The sequence below is a fragment of the Corynebacterium vitaeruminis DSM 20294 genome, from assembly GCF_000550805.1.
Taxonomy (GTDB): domain Bacteria; phylum Actinomycetota; class Actinomycetes; order Mycobacteriales; family Mycobacteriaceae; genus Corynebacterium; species Corynebacterium vitaeruminis.
Window position 1 is genome coordinate 48,483 of record NZ_CP004353.1, and the last position, 13,948, is coordinate 62,430.

The 13,948-nt window shown below is 66.0% G+C and carries 15 protein-coding genes and 1 tRNA gene; 3 read left to right on the forward strand and 13 right to left on the reverse strand.

Annotation, left to right across the window (positions count from 1 at the left end; translation table 11 throughout):
• Positions 1–55: 55 nt before the first annotated feature.
• From pknB to B843_RS00250, 7 genes are read right to left on the reverse strand one after another with little or no spacing between them, the layout of a single operon-like run.
• Positions 56–2,047, reverse strand: a complete 1,992-nt coding sequence (pknB, locus tag B843_RS00220) for a Stk1 family PASTA domain-containing Ser/Thr kinase (RefSeq protein WP_025251517.1) — start codon at positions 2,045–2,047, stop codon at positions 56–58.
• Positions 2,044–3,576, reverse strand: coding sequence for a serine/threonine-protein kinase (locus tag B843_RS00225; protein ID WP_025251518.1), 1,533 nt, complete (start codon positions 3,574–3,576; stop codon positions 2,044–2,046). Before B843_RS00225 ends, pknB begins: the two co-directional genes overlap by 4 nt.
• Positions 3,577–3,579: 3 nt before the next feature.
• Positions 3,580–5,025, reverse strand: a complete 1,446-nt coding sequence (locus B843_RS00230; RefSeq protein ID WP_025251519.1) for a penicillin-binding transpeptidase domain-containing protein — start codon at positions 5,023–5,025, stop codon at positions 3,580–3,582.
• Positions 5,022–6,335: an FtsW/RodA/SpoVE family cell cycle protein gene (locus B843_RS00235; protein ID WP_025251520.1), complete on the reverse strand. Its 1,314-nt coding sequence runs from the start codon at positions 6,333–6,335 to the stop codon at positions 5,022–5,024. Before B843_RS00235 ends, B843_RS00230 begins: the two co-directional genes overlap by 4 nt.
• Positions 6,336–7,820 (reverse strand): PP2C family protein-serine/threonine phosphatase, encoded by a 1,485-nt coding sequence (locus B843_RS00240; RefSeq protein WP_025251521.1) that lies wholly within the window; start codon positions 7,818–7,820, stop codon positions 6,336–6,338.
• The gene (locus B843_RS00245; protein WP_025251522.1) at positions 7,821–8,291 is read right to left on the reverse strand and encodes an FHA domain-containing protein FhaB/FipA; all 471 of its coding nucleotides are present in this window, start codon (positions 8,289–8,291) and stop codon (positions 7,821–7,823) included.
• A 14-nt stretch (positions 8,292–8,305) separates the two neighbouring features.
• Positions 8,306–9,163: a DUF3662 and FHA domain-containing protein gene (locus B843_RS00250; protein ID WP_025251523.1), complete on the reverse strand. Its 858-nt coding sequence runs from the start codon at positions 9,161–9,163 to the stop codon at positions 8,306–8,308.
• Positions 9,164–9,425: 262 nt separating this feature from the next.
• Here B843_RS00250 and B843_RS00255 point away from each other — a divergent pair.
• A tRNA-Leu gene (locus B843_RS00255) sits at positions 9,426–9,509 on the forward strand.
• A 196-nt stretch (positions 9,510–9,705) separates the two neighbouring features.
• Here the strand turns inward: B843_RS00255 and B843_RS14150 are convergent.
• Positions 9,706–9,837 (reverse strand): hypothetical protein, encoded by a 132-nt coding sequence (locus B843_RS14150; RefSeq protein ID WP_269319754.1) that lies wholly within the window; start codon positions 9,835–9,837, stop codon positions 9,706–9,708.
• A 57-nt stretch (positions 9,838–9,894) separates the two neighbouring features.
• Here B843_RS14150 and B843_RS00260 point away from each other — a divergent pair, with 57 nt between their 5' ends.
• Both B843_RS00260 and B843_RS00265 read left to right on the forward strand, forming a co-directional pair.
• Positions 9,895–10,356 (forward strand): MerR family transcriptional regulator, encoded by a 462-nt coding sequence (locus B843_RS00260; protein WP_025251524.1) that lies wholly within the window; start codon positions 9,895–9,897, stop codon positions 10,354–10,356.
• 132 nt (positions 10,357–10,488) lie between these two features.
• Positions 10,489–10,758 carry a carboxymuconolactone decarboxylase family protein gene (locus tag B843_RS00265; protein WP_231494068.1) on the forward strand — a complete coding sequence of 90 codons (270 nt, stop codon included), beginning with the start codon at positions 10,489–10,491 and terminating at the stop codon, positions 10,756–10,758.
• A 52-nt stretch (positions 10,759–10,810) separates the two neighbouring features.
• Here B843_RS00265 and B843_RS00270 read toward each other — a convergent pair whose 3' ends face one another.
• From B843_RS00270 to B843_RS00290, 5 genes are read right to left on the reverse strand one after another with little or no spacing between them, the layout of a single operon-like run.
• A complete protein-coding gene (locus tag B843_RS00270) occupies positions 10,811–11,566 on the reverse strand; it encodes an ABC transporter permease (RefSeq protein ID WP_025251525.1) in 756 nt (251 codons plus the stop codon).
• Positions 11,563–12,369 carry an ABC transporter ATP-binding protein gene (locus B843_RS00275; protein ID WP_025251526.1) on the reverse strand — a complete coding sequence of 269 codons (807 nt, stop codon included), beginning with the start codon at positions 12,367–12,369 and terminating at the stop codon, positions 11,563–11,565. Before B843_RS00275 ends, B843_RS00270 begins: the two co-directional genes overlap by 4 nt.
• A 4-nt stretch (positions 12,370–12,373) precedes the next feature.
• The gene (locus tag B843_RS00280) at positions 12,374–12,682 is read right to left on the reverse strand and encodes a PLDc N-terminal domain-containing protein (RefSeq protein ID WP_025251527.1); all 309 of its coding nucleotides are present in this window, start codon (positions 12,680–12,682) and stop codon (positions 12,374–12,376) included.
• 3 nt (positions 12,683–12,685) lie between these two features.
• The gene (locus tag B843_RS00285; protein WP_025251528.1) at positions 12,686–13,546 is read right to left on the reverse strand and encodes a DUF5808 domain-containing protein; all 861 of its coding nucleotides are present in this window, start codon (positions 13,544–13,546) and stop codon (positions 12,686–12,688) included.
• Positions 13,533–13,880, reverse strand: a complete 348-nt coding sequence (locus tag B843_RS00290) for a PadR family transcriptional regulator (protein ID WP_025251529.1) — start codon at positions 13,878–13,880, stop codon at positions 13,533–13,535. The genes B843_RS00285 and B843_RS00290 overlap by 14 nt, the downstream gene beginning before the upstream one ends.
• Positions 13,881–13,948 lie beyond the last annotated feature (68 nt).

Sequence of the window (13,948 nt, forward strand, 5' to 3'; positions counted from 1 at the left end):
TACCAGCCGCGAGGCGCTGGCCAGCGCAAGTAGTGCTTGCGCGGACCGGCGCCTGTTAGTTGGCGGGGTTGATCGCGAGGAGGTCGAACTCGTAGAGCCTGACCACCACGTTGCCGTTCTTTCGGACGGTTCCGCCGCTTGCCGGGTCCTGGGATGCGATGAGCCCCTGATCCACGAGCGCCGCCGTCTTCACGGGCTGGCCGATCTGCAGCTGGTCGTTCGTGCCGGTCCACCCCGCGGCGCGCAGGGCGGCGAGGGCGTCGTTGACGTTCTTGCGGGTGATCGTCGGGATGTTGATGAGCTGGCCGTTGGAGACCTGCACCGCCACCTGGGTGCCCACCGCGGCCTGGTTGCCCTCGCCGTCGACGGAGATGACCGTGCCCTCGGGCTCGGTGGAGTCGACGTACTGCACCACCGGGGTAAAGCCGAGCGAGGTGAGGTTGCCCTCGGCCTGGTCCCACTTCATGCCGGTCACGACGGGGATGCGCTGCTGCTCCGCGCCGGTGGACACCGTGATGGTCACCTTCGTTCCCTTGGACACCTGCGCACCCGCGGCCGGGGACTGGTCGACCACCCCACCCGGGGCGACGTCCTGGGAGGAGGTCTCGTGTACCGTGGAATCCAGCTGGAGCCCGACCTTCTCGAGCGCCGCGGCCGCCTCGGAGGTGTTCATGCCGCGCACGTCGGGCACGTCGGTGATTTCCTTGCCCGAGGAGACGTACAAGGTGATGGTGGTTCCCGACTGCACGGACGACCCCGATGCCGGGTTGGTACGGATCACGAGCCCGCGGGCGATGTCGGGATTGGCCTCCTCGGTCACGGTGACCTGGAGCCCGAGGTTCTGCAGCTGGGTGACGGCGTCGGTCTGGGCCTGGTTGGCGAGGTCCGGAACCGTCACCATCGTGCCCGAGCGATTGAAGCTGAAGCCGTTGTTGGAGACGTAGTCGTACGCGGCGATGCCGCCACCGCCTAGGGCCAGCACGGCGAGCAACGCGACGAGCGCGTTGCGCACCTTGTGGTTAGGCTTGTCCTCCTCGTTCGCGCTGGCCTCGGCGGCCTCCGCCGCAGGCTCTGCCGTGGCGGCGCTCGTAGCAGGCGACTCGGCGGGCGAAACCGTGGTCGGGGCGACCACGGGGGCGGGCACGATCTGGGTCGGGGCGTCCTCGATCGGCTTGACGTAGTGGCGGGCGGCCTCGGTGACGGAGTTGCGCTCGAGCCGGCGCAGATCCTCGGCGAACTGGTTCGCCGACTGATAGCGGTCGCCGGGGTGCTTGGCCAGCGCCGTGAGCACGACGGCGTCGACGTTGAGCGCGGCGGTCGGGGTGAGGTCGGTGAGCAGCTCGCTCGGCGGCTGCGGGTCCTCCTGCACGTGCTGGTAGGCGACGGCGAAGGGGGTGTCGCCCTCGAACGGCGGCTTGCCGGTGATGATCTCGTAGAGCACGCAGCCTAAGGCGTAGACATCTGAGCGCGCATCGGCGCCCTTGCCGCGGGCCTGCTCGGGGGAGAGGTACTGGGCGGTGCCGATGACCGCCGAGGTCTGCGTCATCGCCGAGGTGGCGTCGCCGATCGCGCGGGCGATGCCGAAGTCCATGATCTTCACCGCGCCGGTGTTCGTGATCATGATGTTCGCTGGCTTGATGTCGCGGTGGATGATGCCCGCGTCGTGGCTGACCTGCAGCGCCTCACACACCGGGATGAGCGTGTGCGCGGCCTGCGTGGGCGTGAAGCGTCCGTCCTCGCGGATGATGTCGCGCAGGGTGCGGCCCCGGACCAACTCCATCACGATGTACGGCGTGCCGACGCCGTCGCGGTCGGTCTCCCCGGTGTCGTAGGTGGCCACGATGGCGGGGTGGTTGAGGCGGCCCGAGTTCTGGGCTTCGCGGCGGAAACGCTCGCGGAAGTTGATGTCGCGCGCCAAGTCGGGGCGCAGCATCTTGATCGCCACCTCGCGGCCAATGAGGGTGTCTTTGGCTATGTACACCTCTGACATGCCGCCGGTGCCGATCACCTCGCCTAGGTCATAGCGGTTCGCGATGAGCTCACTCACTGGCCTACTCCTGTGTTTGCTGTTCCTGCCCCGTTGGGCAGGTTGATCGCGGTCGGGATGGAAATCGTGTTAGGGATGGTCACCACGGGGGTCTGGTTGCCCGTGCCGTTTCCGGCAGTGGGTTCGGGCAGAACGACGGTGCTGGCAGAATCCGGGTTGTCGTCGACCGTCGCGGAGGGCAGCAGCATCGAGGAGTGCTCCTGGGTGGTCTCCGGGGTGGTCTGCTCAGGTGCCTGATAGGTACGGGTCGGCGCCTGGTGAGTGGTGGCATTCTTCTGGGTGGTCGGGGTCTCCGTCACGGTTGCGGTGATCGTCGCCGGGTCGGTGGTGGGAGTGTTGCTGCCCGTGCCGAACAAGCCGGTGCTCGCGGCGAAGACGCCGAGGGCGACAAGGGCTGCGACGATGAGCGCGACGAGCAACCCGATGGACAGGCCGCCCGACTTCTTCTTCGTGGGGGTCTTGGCGGGGACCGGCGTCGCGGAGGCGCGCCGGGCTGCCGCGTTGGCGGCCGCCCCGGCCGCGACCTCAGACGCCTCCGTGGCACCAGCCGTGCCCGCCGAGCCCGCCGCCGGGATGACGGTGGTCGGCTGTGCCTCGTCGCCGAGCGCCTGGGTGGAGGCAGTAGGCGAGGGGGTGGGGGCGATGCGGTTGAGGCCCGCGGACTTCGGCTGCGGCGGGCGCTGGCCGAGGCGCGCGGCGGAGACCGCCAGCGCCATCTCGTTGCCGTCGGCGTAGCGGGCGTCGGGGTCCTTGCGCAGGGTGATCCCGATGAGCTCGCGGGTCGGGGCGCTGATCGAGGTGGGTAGCGCGGGCGGGGCCTGGTTGATGTGGGCGATGGCCACGGACACCGAGCTATCGCCGCTGAACGGGCGCTCGCCGGCAAGCATCTCGTAGCCGACGACGCCGAGGGAGTAGACGTCGCTTGCGGCGGTGACATCCATGCCCTGAGCCTGCTCCGGGGAGACGTACTGGGCGGTTCCCACGACCATGCCGGTGCGGGTGAGCGGAACGGCGGCCGCGGCCTTGGCGATGCCGAAGTCGGTGATCTTGACCTGGCCGTTCTGAGTGATGAGCAGGTTGCCCGGTTTGATATCGCGGTGGACCAGGCCCATCCGGTGGATGACGCTCAGGCCATGCGCGGCCTGCTCGAGCACGTCGAGGGCGAGATCCTCGGGAAGCGAGCCCTTGCGCACGAGCATGTCGGCCAGCGACTCGCCGCGGACGAACTCCATGACGATGAAGCACAGGGTGCGGCCTGCGTGCTCGACCTCGCGGTAGTCGTAGGTGGCCACCACGTTGTCGGAGTCGATGTTCTCGCTGGCGAGCGCCTCGTTGCGGAAGCGGGAGAGGAACTCGTTATTGTCGGAAAACTCCGGGCGCAGCACCTTGATGGCGACCTCGCGCTGCCCAGCGACGTCGTCGGCGAGCCACACGGTGGACATGCCTCCGTGACCGACGATCCACTGCAGCCGGTAGTCGTCGCCGATGAGCGCCTGGAGCTCGTTCTGAGAATCGCTGATTGAAGTCATGTCTTATCCCTGCGCGTTGTGCACTGCGTTGATGACAGCGCGTCCGATAGGTGCGGCCACCGAGCCGCCGGTCGCGGCCTGGCCGAGGTCGCCGCCGTTTTTGACCACAACCGCAACGGCCACGTCCGCGTTGGTCGACGGTCCGAAGGCGATGTACCAGGCGTGCGGGTTGGAGTTACGCGAGTCCACGCCGTGCTCGGCGGTGCCGGTCTTGGAGGCGATGTCCGCGCCGGTGTAGCCCGAGGTGTGCTGCTCGGAGGCGCGCATGAGGTCGGTGATGGTGGAGGCGACGTCGGAAGAGATGGCCTGGTTGAGCTCCTTCGGCTGGGTCTCGGAGAGGACCGAGAGATCGTCGCCGACGACCTTGGACACGAGGTGCGGCTCCATGCGCTTGCCGCCGTTGGCGACGGTCGCCGCGATGACCGCGTTCTGGAGGACGCTGATGGAGACGTCGCGCTGGCCGATGGCGGACTGGCCCAGCTCGGCATCGTAGTTGATGTCGCCGATCGTGCCCGCCGACATCGGGATGCCGAGGTCGTAGGTGTCGCCCACACCGAACGCGGCCGCCGCATTCTTGAAGGCATCGATGCCAGCGCCGATGGACAGCTGCACGAAGGCGGTGTTGCAGGAGTACTGGAACGCCGTGCGCAGCGTCACCGTGCTCTGGCTCGCGCAGGTCTCGCCGCCGTAGTTCTCCAGCGTGGTCGTGGAGTCGGGCAGCGTGATCTGGGATGCTCCGGTCAGGGTCGAGTTCGGGCCGTAGCCGGAGTTGAGCGCCGCAGCGGTGGTGATCACCTTGAAGGTGGATCCCGGGGGCAGCGTCTCCTGGGTCGCGTGGTTGAGCAGCGGATCGCCGTCGTTGGCATTGAGCTGTGCCCAGGTGTCCTCGGCGGTGTCCGGGTTGGAGATGGCCGACGGATCGTAGCTCGGGGTCGATGCCATGGCGAGGATCTCGCCGGTGGATGGGCGGATGGCGACGACCGCGCCCTCGTAGCCCGAGTTGGCCAGCTGGTCGTACGCCACCTGCTGCACGCTCGGGATGATGCTCAGCTCGACGTTGCCGACGGTCTTTTTGTCGTCGACAAGCTGGCGCCACCACTGCTTGGCCGTCTTCTGCGTGCCGTTAAGCACGTTGTTGTAGCTGGACTCGAGGCCGGACGCGCCGTAGATGTCCGAGTAGTAGCCCTCGACCGGCCCGAAGGCGATCGGGCTGGTGACGTAGTTGCGCTGGTAGAAGCCGTCGGAGTCCTGGACGGACTGCGCGAGGATCTGACCGCTGGCGGAGATCTGGCCGCGCGGGCTGGACTTCAGCTCGATGAAGTTGCGGCGGTTGAGCGAGTTGTTCGCGTACTTGTCCTGGCTGAACCCGTGGATGACCGTGAGATTGACCAGGAGCACGACCACGAGGAGCAGCCCGAAGATGGATGCGAAGCGAATGGAACGGTTCATCGTTGTGCCTCCGTACCCGCGGTGGACCTCGCGGAGTTAGAAATCCTCAGGATAATGCCCAGCAGAATGTAGTTGGCCATGAGGCTCGAACCGCCCTGCGACATGAACGGGGTGGTCAGGCCGGTCATCGGCAGCAGGGCAGTGATGCCGCCCGTGACCACGAAGACCTGGATGGCCAGCGTGAGCGACAGGCCCGCCGCGACGAGCTTTCCGTAGGAATCCTTGGTCATAAGAGCCGTGCGGAAGCCGCGGGCGACGAAGATGGCGAAGAGGATGAGCACGGCGGCCAGCCCCACTAGCCCCAGCTCCTCGCCGATGGCGGCGAGGATGAAGTCGGACTCGGCGACGGGCACGAGCTCTGGGTGGCCCTGACCCAGGCCTGTGCCGGACACACCACCGGAGGACATGCCGAACAGGCCCTGGGAGAGCTGGTAGCCCGTGGTGTCGTAGTGAGCCAGCGGGTCGAGGAAGTTGTTGAAGCGGGCCTGGATCTTGCTGGAGACCTGGTAGACGGCGGTGCCGCCGATGGCCACGAGCAGCGCGCCGATGAACAGCCAGGACACACGGTTGGTGGCGATGTAGATCATTCCCAGCACGGTGCTAAACAGCAAGAGCGCGGGGCCGAAGTCGTTCTCGCCGGCCATGATGAGGATGGCCGCACCCCAGACACCGAGGATCGGGCCGAGGTCGCGCAGGCGGGGCAGCTCCATGCCCAGCACGCGGTAGCCCGCGACGTTGAACAGGGCGCGCTTGTTCACCAGCAGCTGCGCGAAGAATAGCAGCAGCAGGATCTTGGAGAATTCGCCCGGCTGGATCGACAGCGGGCCGATGGAGATCCAGATGTTCGCGTCCGCGTTGATCTTGATCGGCCACACCATCGGCAGGGCGAGCAAGACGATACCCGCAAGCCCCAGCACGTAGGAGTAGCGGCTCATGCGCCGGTGGTCCTTGAGCAGCACCAACAGCCCGATCATGAGCGCGACCGAGATGAGCGTCCACATCACCTGGCGCGAGGCCAGCTGCTTGTCCAAGGCGAGGTCTAGGCGATAGATCATGACGAGGCCTAGCCCGTTGAGCAGGGCGGCTACCGGCAGCATGATCTGATCCGCGTTGGGGGCTAGGATGCACAGCGCGAGGTGGGCGATCGTGAACACGCCGATGAACCCGCCGATGACCCACGCCACCTCGGACCCGATGGAGCTTCCCTGGGCGAGGTTGAGCGTGATGAGCGCGATCGCGATGATCACGGTCGCCGCCACCAGCAGCCCGAATTCGGTCCGCCTGGAAACGATGCTCTTCAATGCGTTCATCTAGTTCACCTCCCTGCAGTTGACTCCTGGTGTCGATTGATCTCCCGGTGCGTTCTTCGGCGGCGTTTGCTCGCTTGTCGACGCCGAAGGCTCGGCAGCCGCCGACGAGGCCGGGGCCTCGGACGGGTTGGCCCCCGGGCTTGCCGACGGCGTGGCCGAAGGCTGCGCCTCGCGGGTCACGCAGATGGGCAGAGCCTCGCTGGCCAGCCGCTGCATCTGCTGCTGGACCTCGTCGTAGGTGCCCTCCGGCAGGGAGGTCACCTGGCTGCGCGCCGACTCCTTGAGATCGGAGAGCGTGAACCGGTGGCACGGCTGCGTCGAGTTGGGATCCACCAGGGTGATGTTGTCCGACTCGTCGAGGCAGGCGCGCTGGTAGGTCTGGTGCAGCTTCTTTCCGAGGATCTCGATGTCGGAGCCCTGCTCGATGACGAGCTCCTCGCCGTCGGTGGTGACGTAGTAGGTGTCGTTGAGCGAGGACTTGAACCAGACGAGTCCGCCCGCGATGAGCGCGAGGACCGCGAGCACGGCGACGACCACCGCGATGCGCTTGCCTGCGGACTTCTTCTTTTCGGGTTTTGGCCCCGTAACGGCCGAAGCCCCCTCCGAGGAGGAAGCTTGGGCGGTCGGTTCTGGGGGGATCACGCGCGATTGTCGCGCCTGAATGGCCATGGCGGCTCGGCCCGCGGCGGTGTCCGGTCGCGGGTCTTCCGGCTGCTCGCCGTTGAGCGCGCCCGCGGTGACGGCGACGGTGGGCAGCTCGATGTCTGGGCTGTCCCCGTCGACGACGTCGGCGATGACCACCGTGACGTTGTCGGGGCCGCCGGAGCGCAGCGCCAGCTCGACGAGCCGGAAGGCCGCCTCTTGCGGGGTGCCGTTTCGCAGGGTCTGCTCGATGGTCGACGCCGTGACCGGGTCGGACAGGCCGTCGGAGCACAGGAGCAGGCGGTCGCCCACGCGGGCGTCGAGGGACTTGAGGGTCGGCTCGACCGGGCGTCCGGTGTACGCCTTGAGGATCAGCGAGCGGCGCGGGTGGGTGGAGATGTCCTCTGGGTCGAGCTCGCCGCGCTCGACGAGCGACTGGACGTAGGTGTCATCCACCGTGATCTGCTCGAGCTTGCCGTCGCGCAGGCGGTAGCCGCGGGAGTCGCCCACGTGGCACATTCCGAACTCGGAGCCGTTGAACATCAGCGCCGTGAGCGTGGTGCCCATGCCGTCGGTCTCGGGCGCTTCGCGCACGCCCTCGGCGATTGCTCGGTTGGCGTCCTCGGCGACGGAGCCCAGCAGGGCCAGCATGTCGTTGTCCTCGGGATCGGCGTCTAGGCGCATGATGTGGTTGATCATGAGCTGGGAGGCGATCTCGCCGGCCGCGTGCCCGCCCATGCCGTCGGCGAGCGCGAGCAGGTAAGGACCGGCGTAGGCCGAGTCCTCGTTATTGCCCCGGACCAGTCCGCGGTCGGAGGCAACGGCGAAATTGAGTTTGAGCATTTAGGGAACCAACCTAACCGTCGTCCGCCCGACCTTGATGTCGCTTGCGGTGGTCACCTTTTCGGGCTGATCGATGCGGTAGCTGCCGACGAACGTGCCGTTGCGGGAGTCGAGGTCCTCAACGAACCACTCGTTTCCCCTGCTGAACAGGCGCGCGTGGCGTGCGGAGGCGTAGTCATCCCCCAACACCAGTGTGCAGTCGGAGGCACGCCCCAGCGTGATGTCGGTCGCACCGTTGAAGTCCAGACGGGTACCCTGCATCGGCCCGTCGACGACCATGAGGGCCTGAGGCGCGCTGCCTCGGGACTTCAGCTTCGGCGCCGCTGGTGCGTCGACAAGCGACGGCGAAGACGGCATGGCTCCCGCAGCGGCCTTGGTGTCTCGGCGCAGTGCATTGAGTGCAAAGAGAATGAAAAGCCACAGCACCACGAGCAAGACGATGCGCAAGACCAGCAGAATCGTGGAATCCATGAAAAGCTGCCCTCCTAGGCTGGCGTATTGATACGGACTTCGATGTTCGAGTGACCCACCGTGATCACGTCGCCGTCCGCGAGCAGCCAGTTCTCAATGCGCATGTCATTGACACTGGTGCCGTTGGTCGACTGCAGATCCACCAGGATGGCATCCTGGCCGTTCCACGTAATCTCAGCATGGTGACGCGACACGCCCGTATCGGGCAGGCGGAAGTCGACCTCGTTGCTGCGGCCGATGATGTTGGAACCCTCATGGAGCAAGTACGTGCGCGAGGAACCGTCCTGGAGAAGCAGGCTGACCGTGGGGCGCGGCGGGGTCGGTGCGGGCGCGGGCGGCTCGGGCTCCGCGGACTCGACGACCGGCGCCTGCGCCGGGAGGTGCTCGGTGCTTGGCCACTGTGAGTGCTGGGCCATTTCGACCTGCCTTTCTGCCGGGGACGCCTCGTCGGCGCCGACCTCGACCCCCACGAACTGGGAGATGCCGTCGGCGCGGACATTCACCTGCGAGCTGGCCTGCAGCTGGCCGGTGTGCAAGGAGGAATCCACCTCAATGTGAACCGTGACCAGCCCGGGAGTTGTCCAGCCGCGGTTGCGGTGAAAGCGGCTGAGCTGGTCGGCGAAGTCTGCCGGCAAGCTGGGATGGGTCGCGGCTAGGTTGGCCCCGTCCTTCTCGCTTACCCGCACGTGAAATACGTTCGGTGCTTCGATCGTGCCCTCGTAGGTGCGCACGAGGTTGTCCTCGGCCTCCTGCTTGAGAAGCTCCTCGATCTCAGCGGGCACCACCCGTCCGCCGAAAACTCGGGCGAAGCTGTTGTCCAAGCCTCGTTGCATAGCGCTATCCAGCTTGGCGATCCTGCCCATGAAGGACATGGTGCTTACACCTCCTACGTTGTTTTCGACTGCCAGCCACCTGTGCTGGTGGTGGGGTTGCCCGCCCCATATCCTGTCATTTGACAGGGTATGGGCAAACCTAACTACAACAGTATAGGTTGCTGCCTCGAAAAAACATTCCCCCGAGTCGTGCTTTCCGCCTCCCCAAACCAGCTTTTTCGCCCTATGAGCAGCCAATTTGACCACCGAGGTAGGTAGCGTGCTATCTTAATCAAGTCGCACACACAATGTGTAGCCACCTGCCCAGGTGGCGGAATTGGCAGACGCGCTGGCTTCAGGTGCCAGTGTCCGCAAGGACGTGGGGGTTCAAGTCCCCCCCTGGGCACAAAATTATGAAGAATCTCGCAACACCGCGAAAGTGGTGCTGCGAGATTTTTTGCGTTGGTCTGTTTTGAAGGTTGGTGCGAGCCGGTGTGATCGTCACCATCGCGGTGCAGCTGGTCGCCATCAAGTCGGGCGCTCAGTAGGAGGCCGCTCGCGGTACGCGTCGGCAAGCAGATGCAAAGCGGGCTTGTCGACGCCTACGGCACCGAGCGGACGATCTCGCCGCGCGGCATGCGGAAGAACGCGCCCTCGGTCCGCGACCACACCTCCCACGCTGCGGCGATGGCCTCGAACTGCGCTGGTGAGTGCCTCCGCGCCACGGGAATCACGTGGAAACATACTTAACCCTTGCGTTAGAGCGCGCTCAAAGCGGTAGCGTCGCGGTCATGGAATCACAAGAACTCATTGATGCGCTGCGCCTGGCCGTCGACCCGCCCGGCGGCGTCAACGTCGAGGACCTGCGGGAGCTCGTGCGCGACGACCACGCCGTGGAGTGGGACATCGCCACCACCGCGGAGCACCTCGGCGTCAGCGCCCACACGCTGCGCTATTACGAGCCCGCGGGGCTGGTCACGGTGGGGCGTGACGAGCTGGGGCACAGAAAATACGACCCGGCGGCCGTGCGCAGGCTGGTGTTCATCACGCGCATGCGGGTCTCCGGCATGTCGATCGCCGACCTGCGCCACTACATGGAGCTCGCCGATTCTGGGTCCGACACCATGCCTGAGCGCCTTGACCTGCTGCTCGAGCACCGCGACACGCTAAAGCGGCAGATCGCCGAGCTGCAGCTCTCGCTCGCGGCCACCGAATACAAGATCGCCTACTACTCAAAGGATCTCGAAAAATGACCACCAGCCAGTACGACATCTCTACGCCCGAAAACCTCGCCCGACGCGACAAGGGCCTGGAGGTGCTCTCCCCGGATCGACGGCTCGACCGGAGAGGCCGTCATCGACTCGCTCGCCGACATCAACCCCGCCATGGGCCACCACATCGCCGCCTTCGCCTTCGGCGACATCTACGATCGCCCCGGACTCGACCCTCGCAGCCGCCAGCTGGTCACCCTCGGCGCGCTCACCGCGCTCGGCGGCTGCGAGGCCCAGCTCAAGGTGCACATCGGCGCCGCCCTCAACGTGGGGATCACAAAGGAGGAGATCACCGAGGCGCTGCTGCACGCGGCCGTCTACTGCGGGTTCCCGCGCGCGCTCAACGCGACTTTCGTTGCGCGCGAGGTGTTTGCGGGGCACTAGGCCGTAGGCGTCGGAAAGCAACAGCAAAACACCTGTTTGTCGTCGCCTACGGCTAGAGCTCTTTTCGCTCGAGTACGGCTGCAGTGACGAGAAGGAGCACGAGCGCCGCCACGACCGCCGTGAGGATCGGCCACGCCGAGACGGGTTGCCCGGTCAGCGCGTTGTGGGCCTGCTGGCTCAACCCCGCGGGGGACCATCTCGCCACCTTGTCCCACATTCCTAAGGCCCCGAGCAGGATCGTCGTCCCGATGGCCGCACCGGCCGCACCCACCTGCGAGAAGGTCAACACCCCGACGAGGAAGGCGACGGATACGGTCAGCGTCGCCGATGCGAACCACACGAGGCTCCCCTTACATAGGCCCGCCCACGCGACGTCGTGGAACACGAGGTAGGTGACGCCCGCGTTGACGGCGACGGCGAGGAAAAGGAGCGCAAGGCTCACGCCGAGGAAGCTCGCCAGCTTAGAAGCCAGGAACTTCCACCGGGGAACCCCGCGGGTGAGGGTGAAGAGGTAGGACCCGTCGGCGAGCTCGCTGGCGGCCGTGGATCCCGCGACGAGCCCAAGCGCGAGGAGGACCACCTGGTTGAGGTCTTTCAGCCATTGCGCGTTGGCTTCCATGAAGGTGGGCTGGGGAAGCGTGGATACGAGGTCGCCGAGCTCCGCGCCGCCGAGGGCTTGGAGGACATCGGTCGTGTACCTCGTGATGATTGGCCCCGAGGCTGCGCTCAGCAACGTGACGAGGGAAAGCAGCCACACGCGCCACGTGCGCAGGATTTCTTGGACGTCCTTGTGAAGCAGTGCGGTCATCGTGGTGTGCCCTCCGTGGTCTCCGTGTATGCAACGAACGCTGACTCCAACGAGCGCCGGTGCGGGGTGCTGCGCTCGAGTTTCCACCCGGCTTCGGCGATCGCGTGCTCCAACCGGGGTCGCTCGGCATCGCCGATGGGGGAGACGACAAGATCGATGGAAGAGGAATCGCCCGTGGTGAGTTCCCCGATGGGGGCCTCGACGATAAGCCTTCCGCCCTGGAGGATCCCCACTCGGTCGCAGACCCGCTCGGCGTCATCGAGCAGGTGAGTGGAGAACATGACCGTTGCCCTCCCCTTGAGTTCTTGGATCATATCGAGCACGTCGCGGCGGCCGAGCGGATCGAGCGCCGAGGTGGGCTCGTCGAGAATGAGCAGGTCGGGGGCGTTGATGAGCGCCTGTGCCATCCCGAGCCGCTGGCGCATGCCGCGGGAGAAATCCATGATCTTCTGAGTTTGACCCGACAGCTTTGACAGCGAGAGCAGCATGTCTACGCGCGATTCGAGCGCACGCCCGCGGAGGCCGCTCAGCTTTCCGCAGTAGCGGAGAAACTCGTCGGCACGCATCCACGGATGGTAGGCGGGGACGTCTGGGAGGAAGCCGATTGAGCCAGCATTGATCGAGACGGTCCCCGCGTCGGGCCTGCTCAATCCAAGAATGATCTTGATGGTGGTGGTCTTTCCCGAGCCGTTGCGCCCGAGGAAGCCGTAGACCTCGCCCTTTCTCACCGAAAGATCGAGACCAGTGAGCACCGAGTTGTCGCGGAAGGACTTGTTGAGTCCCCTGACGCTGAGCACGTCCATGGTCTTAGCCTTCCGGGTTGTACAGCTCGGCGATGACGTCCTCGGTCGAACCCGCGCGCGAGGTCCTGTGGTCGACGGCCTCGCCGCGGCCGATGCCAATGGTGAAGAAAAGAATCGGGCCGACCAGATTGGCGAGGATGATCACCACCGTCCATACCGGCCGTGATAGCTGGCGCACCCGCCCTTCCGGCAAGCGGTAGAGGATTGTCAGCGCGGATACTAGGAGCACGAGCTGGACAGCGGCGAGAATCCCAAGCGCGGCTAGCGCGCCGGGGCTCAGAGTGCTGAGCCCAGAGAAATTGGTGTTGACCATGGTTTACACGACTCCTTCTTTCTTCCAGATGGCTGTAAGCCCGCTGCGTAGCGGCAGGACCACGACCCCGAGCGATCCGGCGATACCCGCAACAGCGGCGATAGCGCTGAGCGCGCCGGGGTTGGGCATTCGCCCAAGCTCGGCGAGATTGCCGATGAGCATGCTCGGTGCGACCGCGCAAACGACGGTTGCCAGTGATGCGGCGCGTAGCGAGTCCTCGCGATCGCCTCGGGCGGCGGGGATGAGCGCGGCGCCCGCAGTGGCCGCCCCGGCGAGCGCGGGGAGCGCGAGATAGACGCGAGGCCTCGTTGCCTTTTTCGGCTTTCCGACGGCATCCCAGCCGGAGTGGACCCTCTCGGGAAGCTTCCCGTAAGTCGCGGACAAGGCTAGCAGATGCCCGGCGGCGAGCGCGATGGGTAGCCCCTGAGCGGTTTTCAGTACCGGGGAGGGGATTGCGCCGAGTACGTCGGCATCGACGTCGTCGGGGCGGATCCATCCCAGTCGCACCGCCACCGCGCCCCAGTTGACCGACCAGCCGAAGCCGAAAAGGTGAGGCTGCAGGATGGAGGGATCCTGGGGGTCCCACAGGTGGGAGCGGCCTTCCCTCGTCAGCGCGCCGAACGGGCGGGTGGAAAAGCGGGAAAAGGCGCTTTTCCGCTGCGGTTGCTCGTCGAGCTGTTCTGAGAGCGACGCGGCGTAATCGGCGGGCGTGCCAAGCTCTTCTTCGAGGTTGCTGCCGTCCTCGGCGAGATCGCGCAGCAGGTCCGACTGTTCGGCGAGGATGCGCTCGGCGGTTAGGCGATTGAGGCCGGAGGCAGTGAGCATCCGATCGATGGCTGCGAGGTAGTCGTCAGGGGTGAACATTGAGTCCTCCTTCGAGCAGGTGGTTCATGTCTTCGGTGAGCTGGGTGAAGTCGTCGTGAAGCTGGCGTTGCATCTGGCGTCCCTCGTCGGTGAGGGAGTAGTACTTGCGCGGCGGGCCCTTGGGGGACTCCTCCCAGCGACTGGTGATGAGGTTGTTGGCGGTCAGCCGGGACAAGAGTGGGTAGATCGTCCCGGAGGGGGCCGCGAGGTTCGGGTACTCCTCGAGCCGAGCGAGCAAGGCTGCGCCGTAAAGCTCCTCCCGTGCGATAAGCGTGAGGATGGCCAGCTCGAGGACGCCCTTGCGAAGCTGTGTCTGCGGGCTCTTCTTTGCCATAGCTAGATCCTTACATTGCCTACTACTTTGTAATGCATAGTACTAGGCTACCGTGGCGTCTTGGGAGG

Coding starts and splice junctions, on each gene's coding strand:
- B843_RS00260 (WP_025251524.1), top strand. CDS start 9,895: ATGGAATCACAAGAACTCATTGATGCGCTGCGCCTGGCCGTCGACCCG.
- B843_RS00245 (WP_025251522.1), bottom strand. CDS start 8,291: ATGGATTCCACGATTCTGCTGGTCTTGCGCATCGTCTTGCTCGTGGTG.
- B843_RS00285 (WP_025251528.1), bottom strand. CDS start 13,546: ATGTTCACCCCTGACGACTACCTCGCAGCCATCGATCGGATGCTCACT.
- B843_RS00280 (WP_025251527.1), bottom strand. CDS start 12,682: ATGGTCAACACCAATTTCTCTGGGCTCAGCACTCTGAGCCCCGGCGCG.
- B843_RS00290 (WP_025251529.1), bottom strand. CDS start 13,880: ATGGCAAAGAAGAGCCCGCAGACACAGCTTCGCAAGGGCGTCCTCGAG.
- B843_RS00230 (WP_025251519.1), bottom strand. CDS start 5,025: ATGAACCGTTCCATTCGCTTCGCATCCATCTTCGGGCTGCTCCTCGTG.
- B843_RS00250 (WP_025251523.1), bottom strand. CDS start 9,163: ATGTCCTTCATGGGCAGGATCGCCAAGCTGGATAGCGCTATGCAACGA.
- B843_RS00270 (WP_025251525.1), bottom strand. CDS start 11,566: ATGACCGCACTGCTTCACAAGGACGTCCAAGAAATCCTGCGCACGTGG.
- B843_RS00240 (WP_025251521.1), bottom strand. CDS start 7,820: ATGCTCAAACTCAATTTCGCCGTTGCCTCCGACCGCGGACTGGTCCGG.
- B843_RS00265 (WP_231494068.1), top strand. CDS start 10,489: ATGGGCCACCACATCGCCGCCTTCGCCTTCGGCGACATCTACGATCGC.
- B843_RS00225 (WP_025251518.1), bottom strand. CDS start 3,576: ATGACTTCAATCAGCGATTCTCAGAACGAGCTCCAGGCGCTCATCGGC.
- B843_RS00235 (WP_025251520.1), bottom strand. CDS start 6,335: ATGAACGCATTGAAGAGCATCGTTTCCAGGCGGACCGAATTCGGGCTG.
- B843_RS00275 (WP_025251526.1), bottom strand. CDS start 12,369: ATGGACGTGCTCAGCGTCAGGGGACTCAACAAGTCCTTCCGCGACAAC.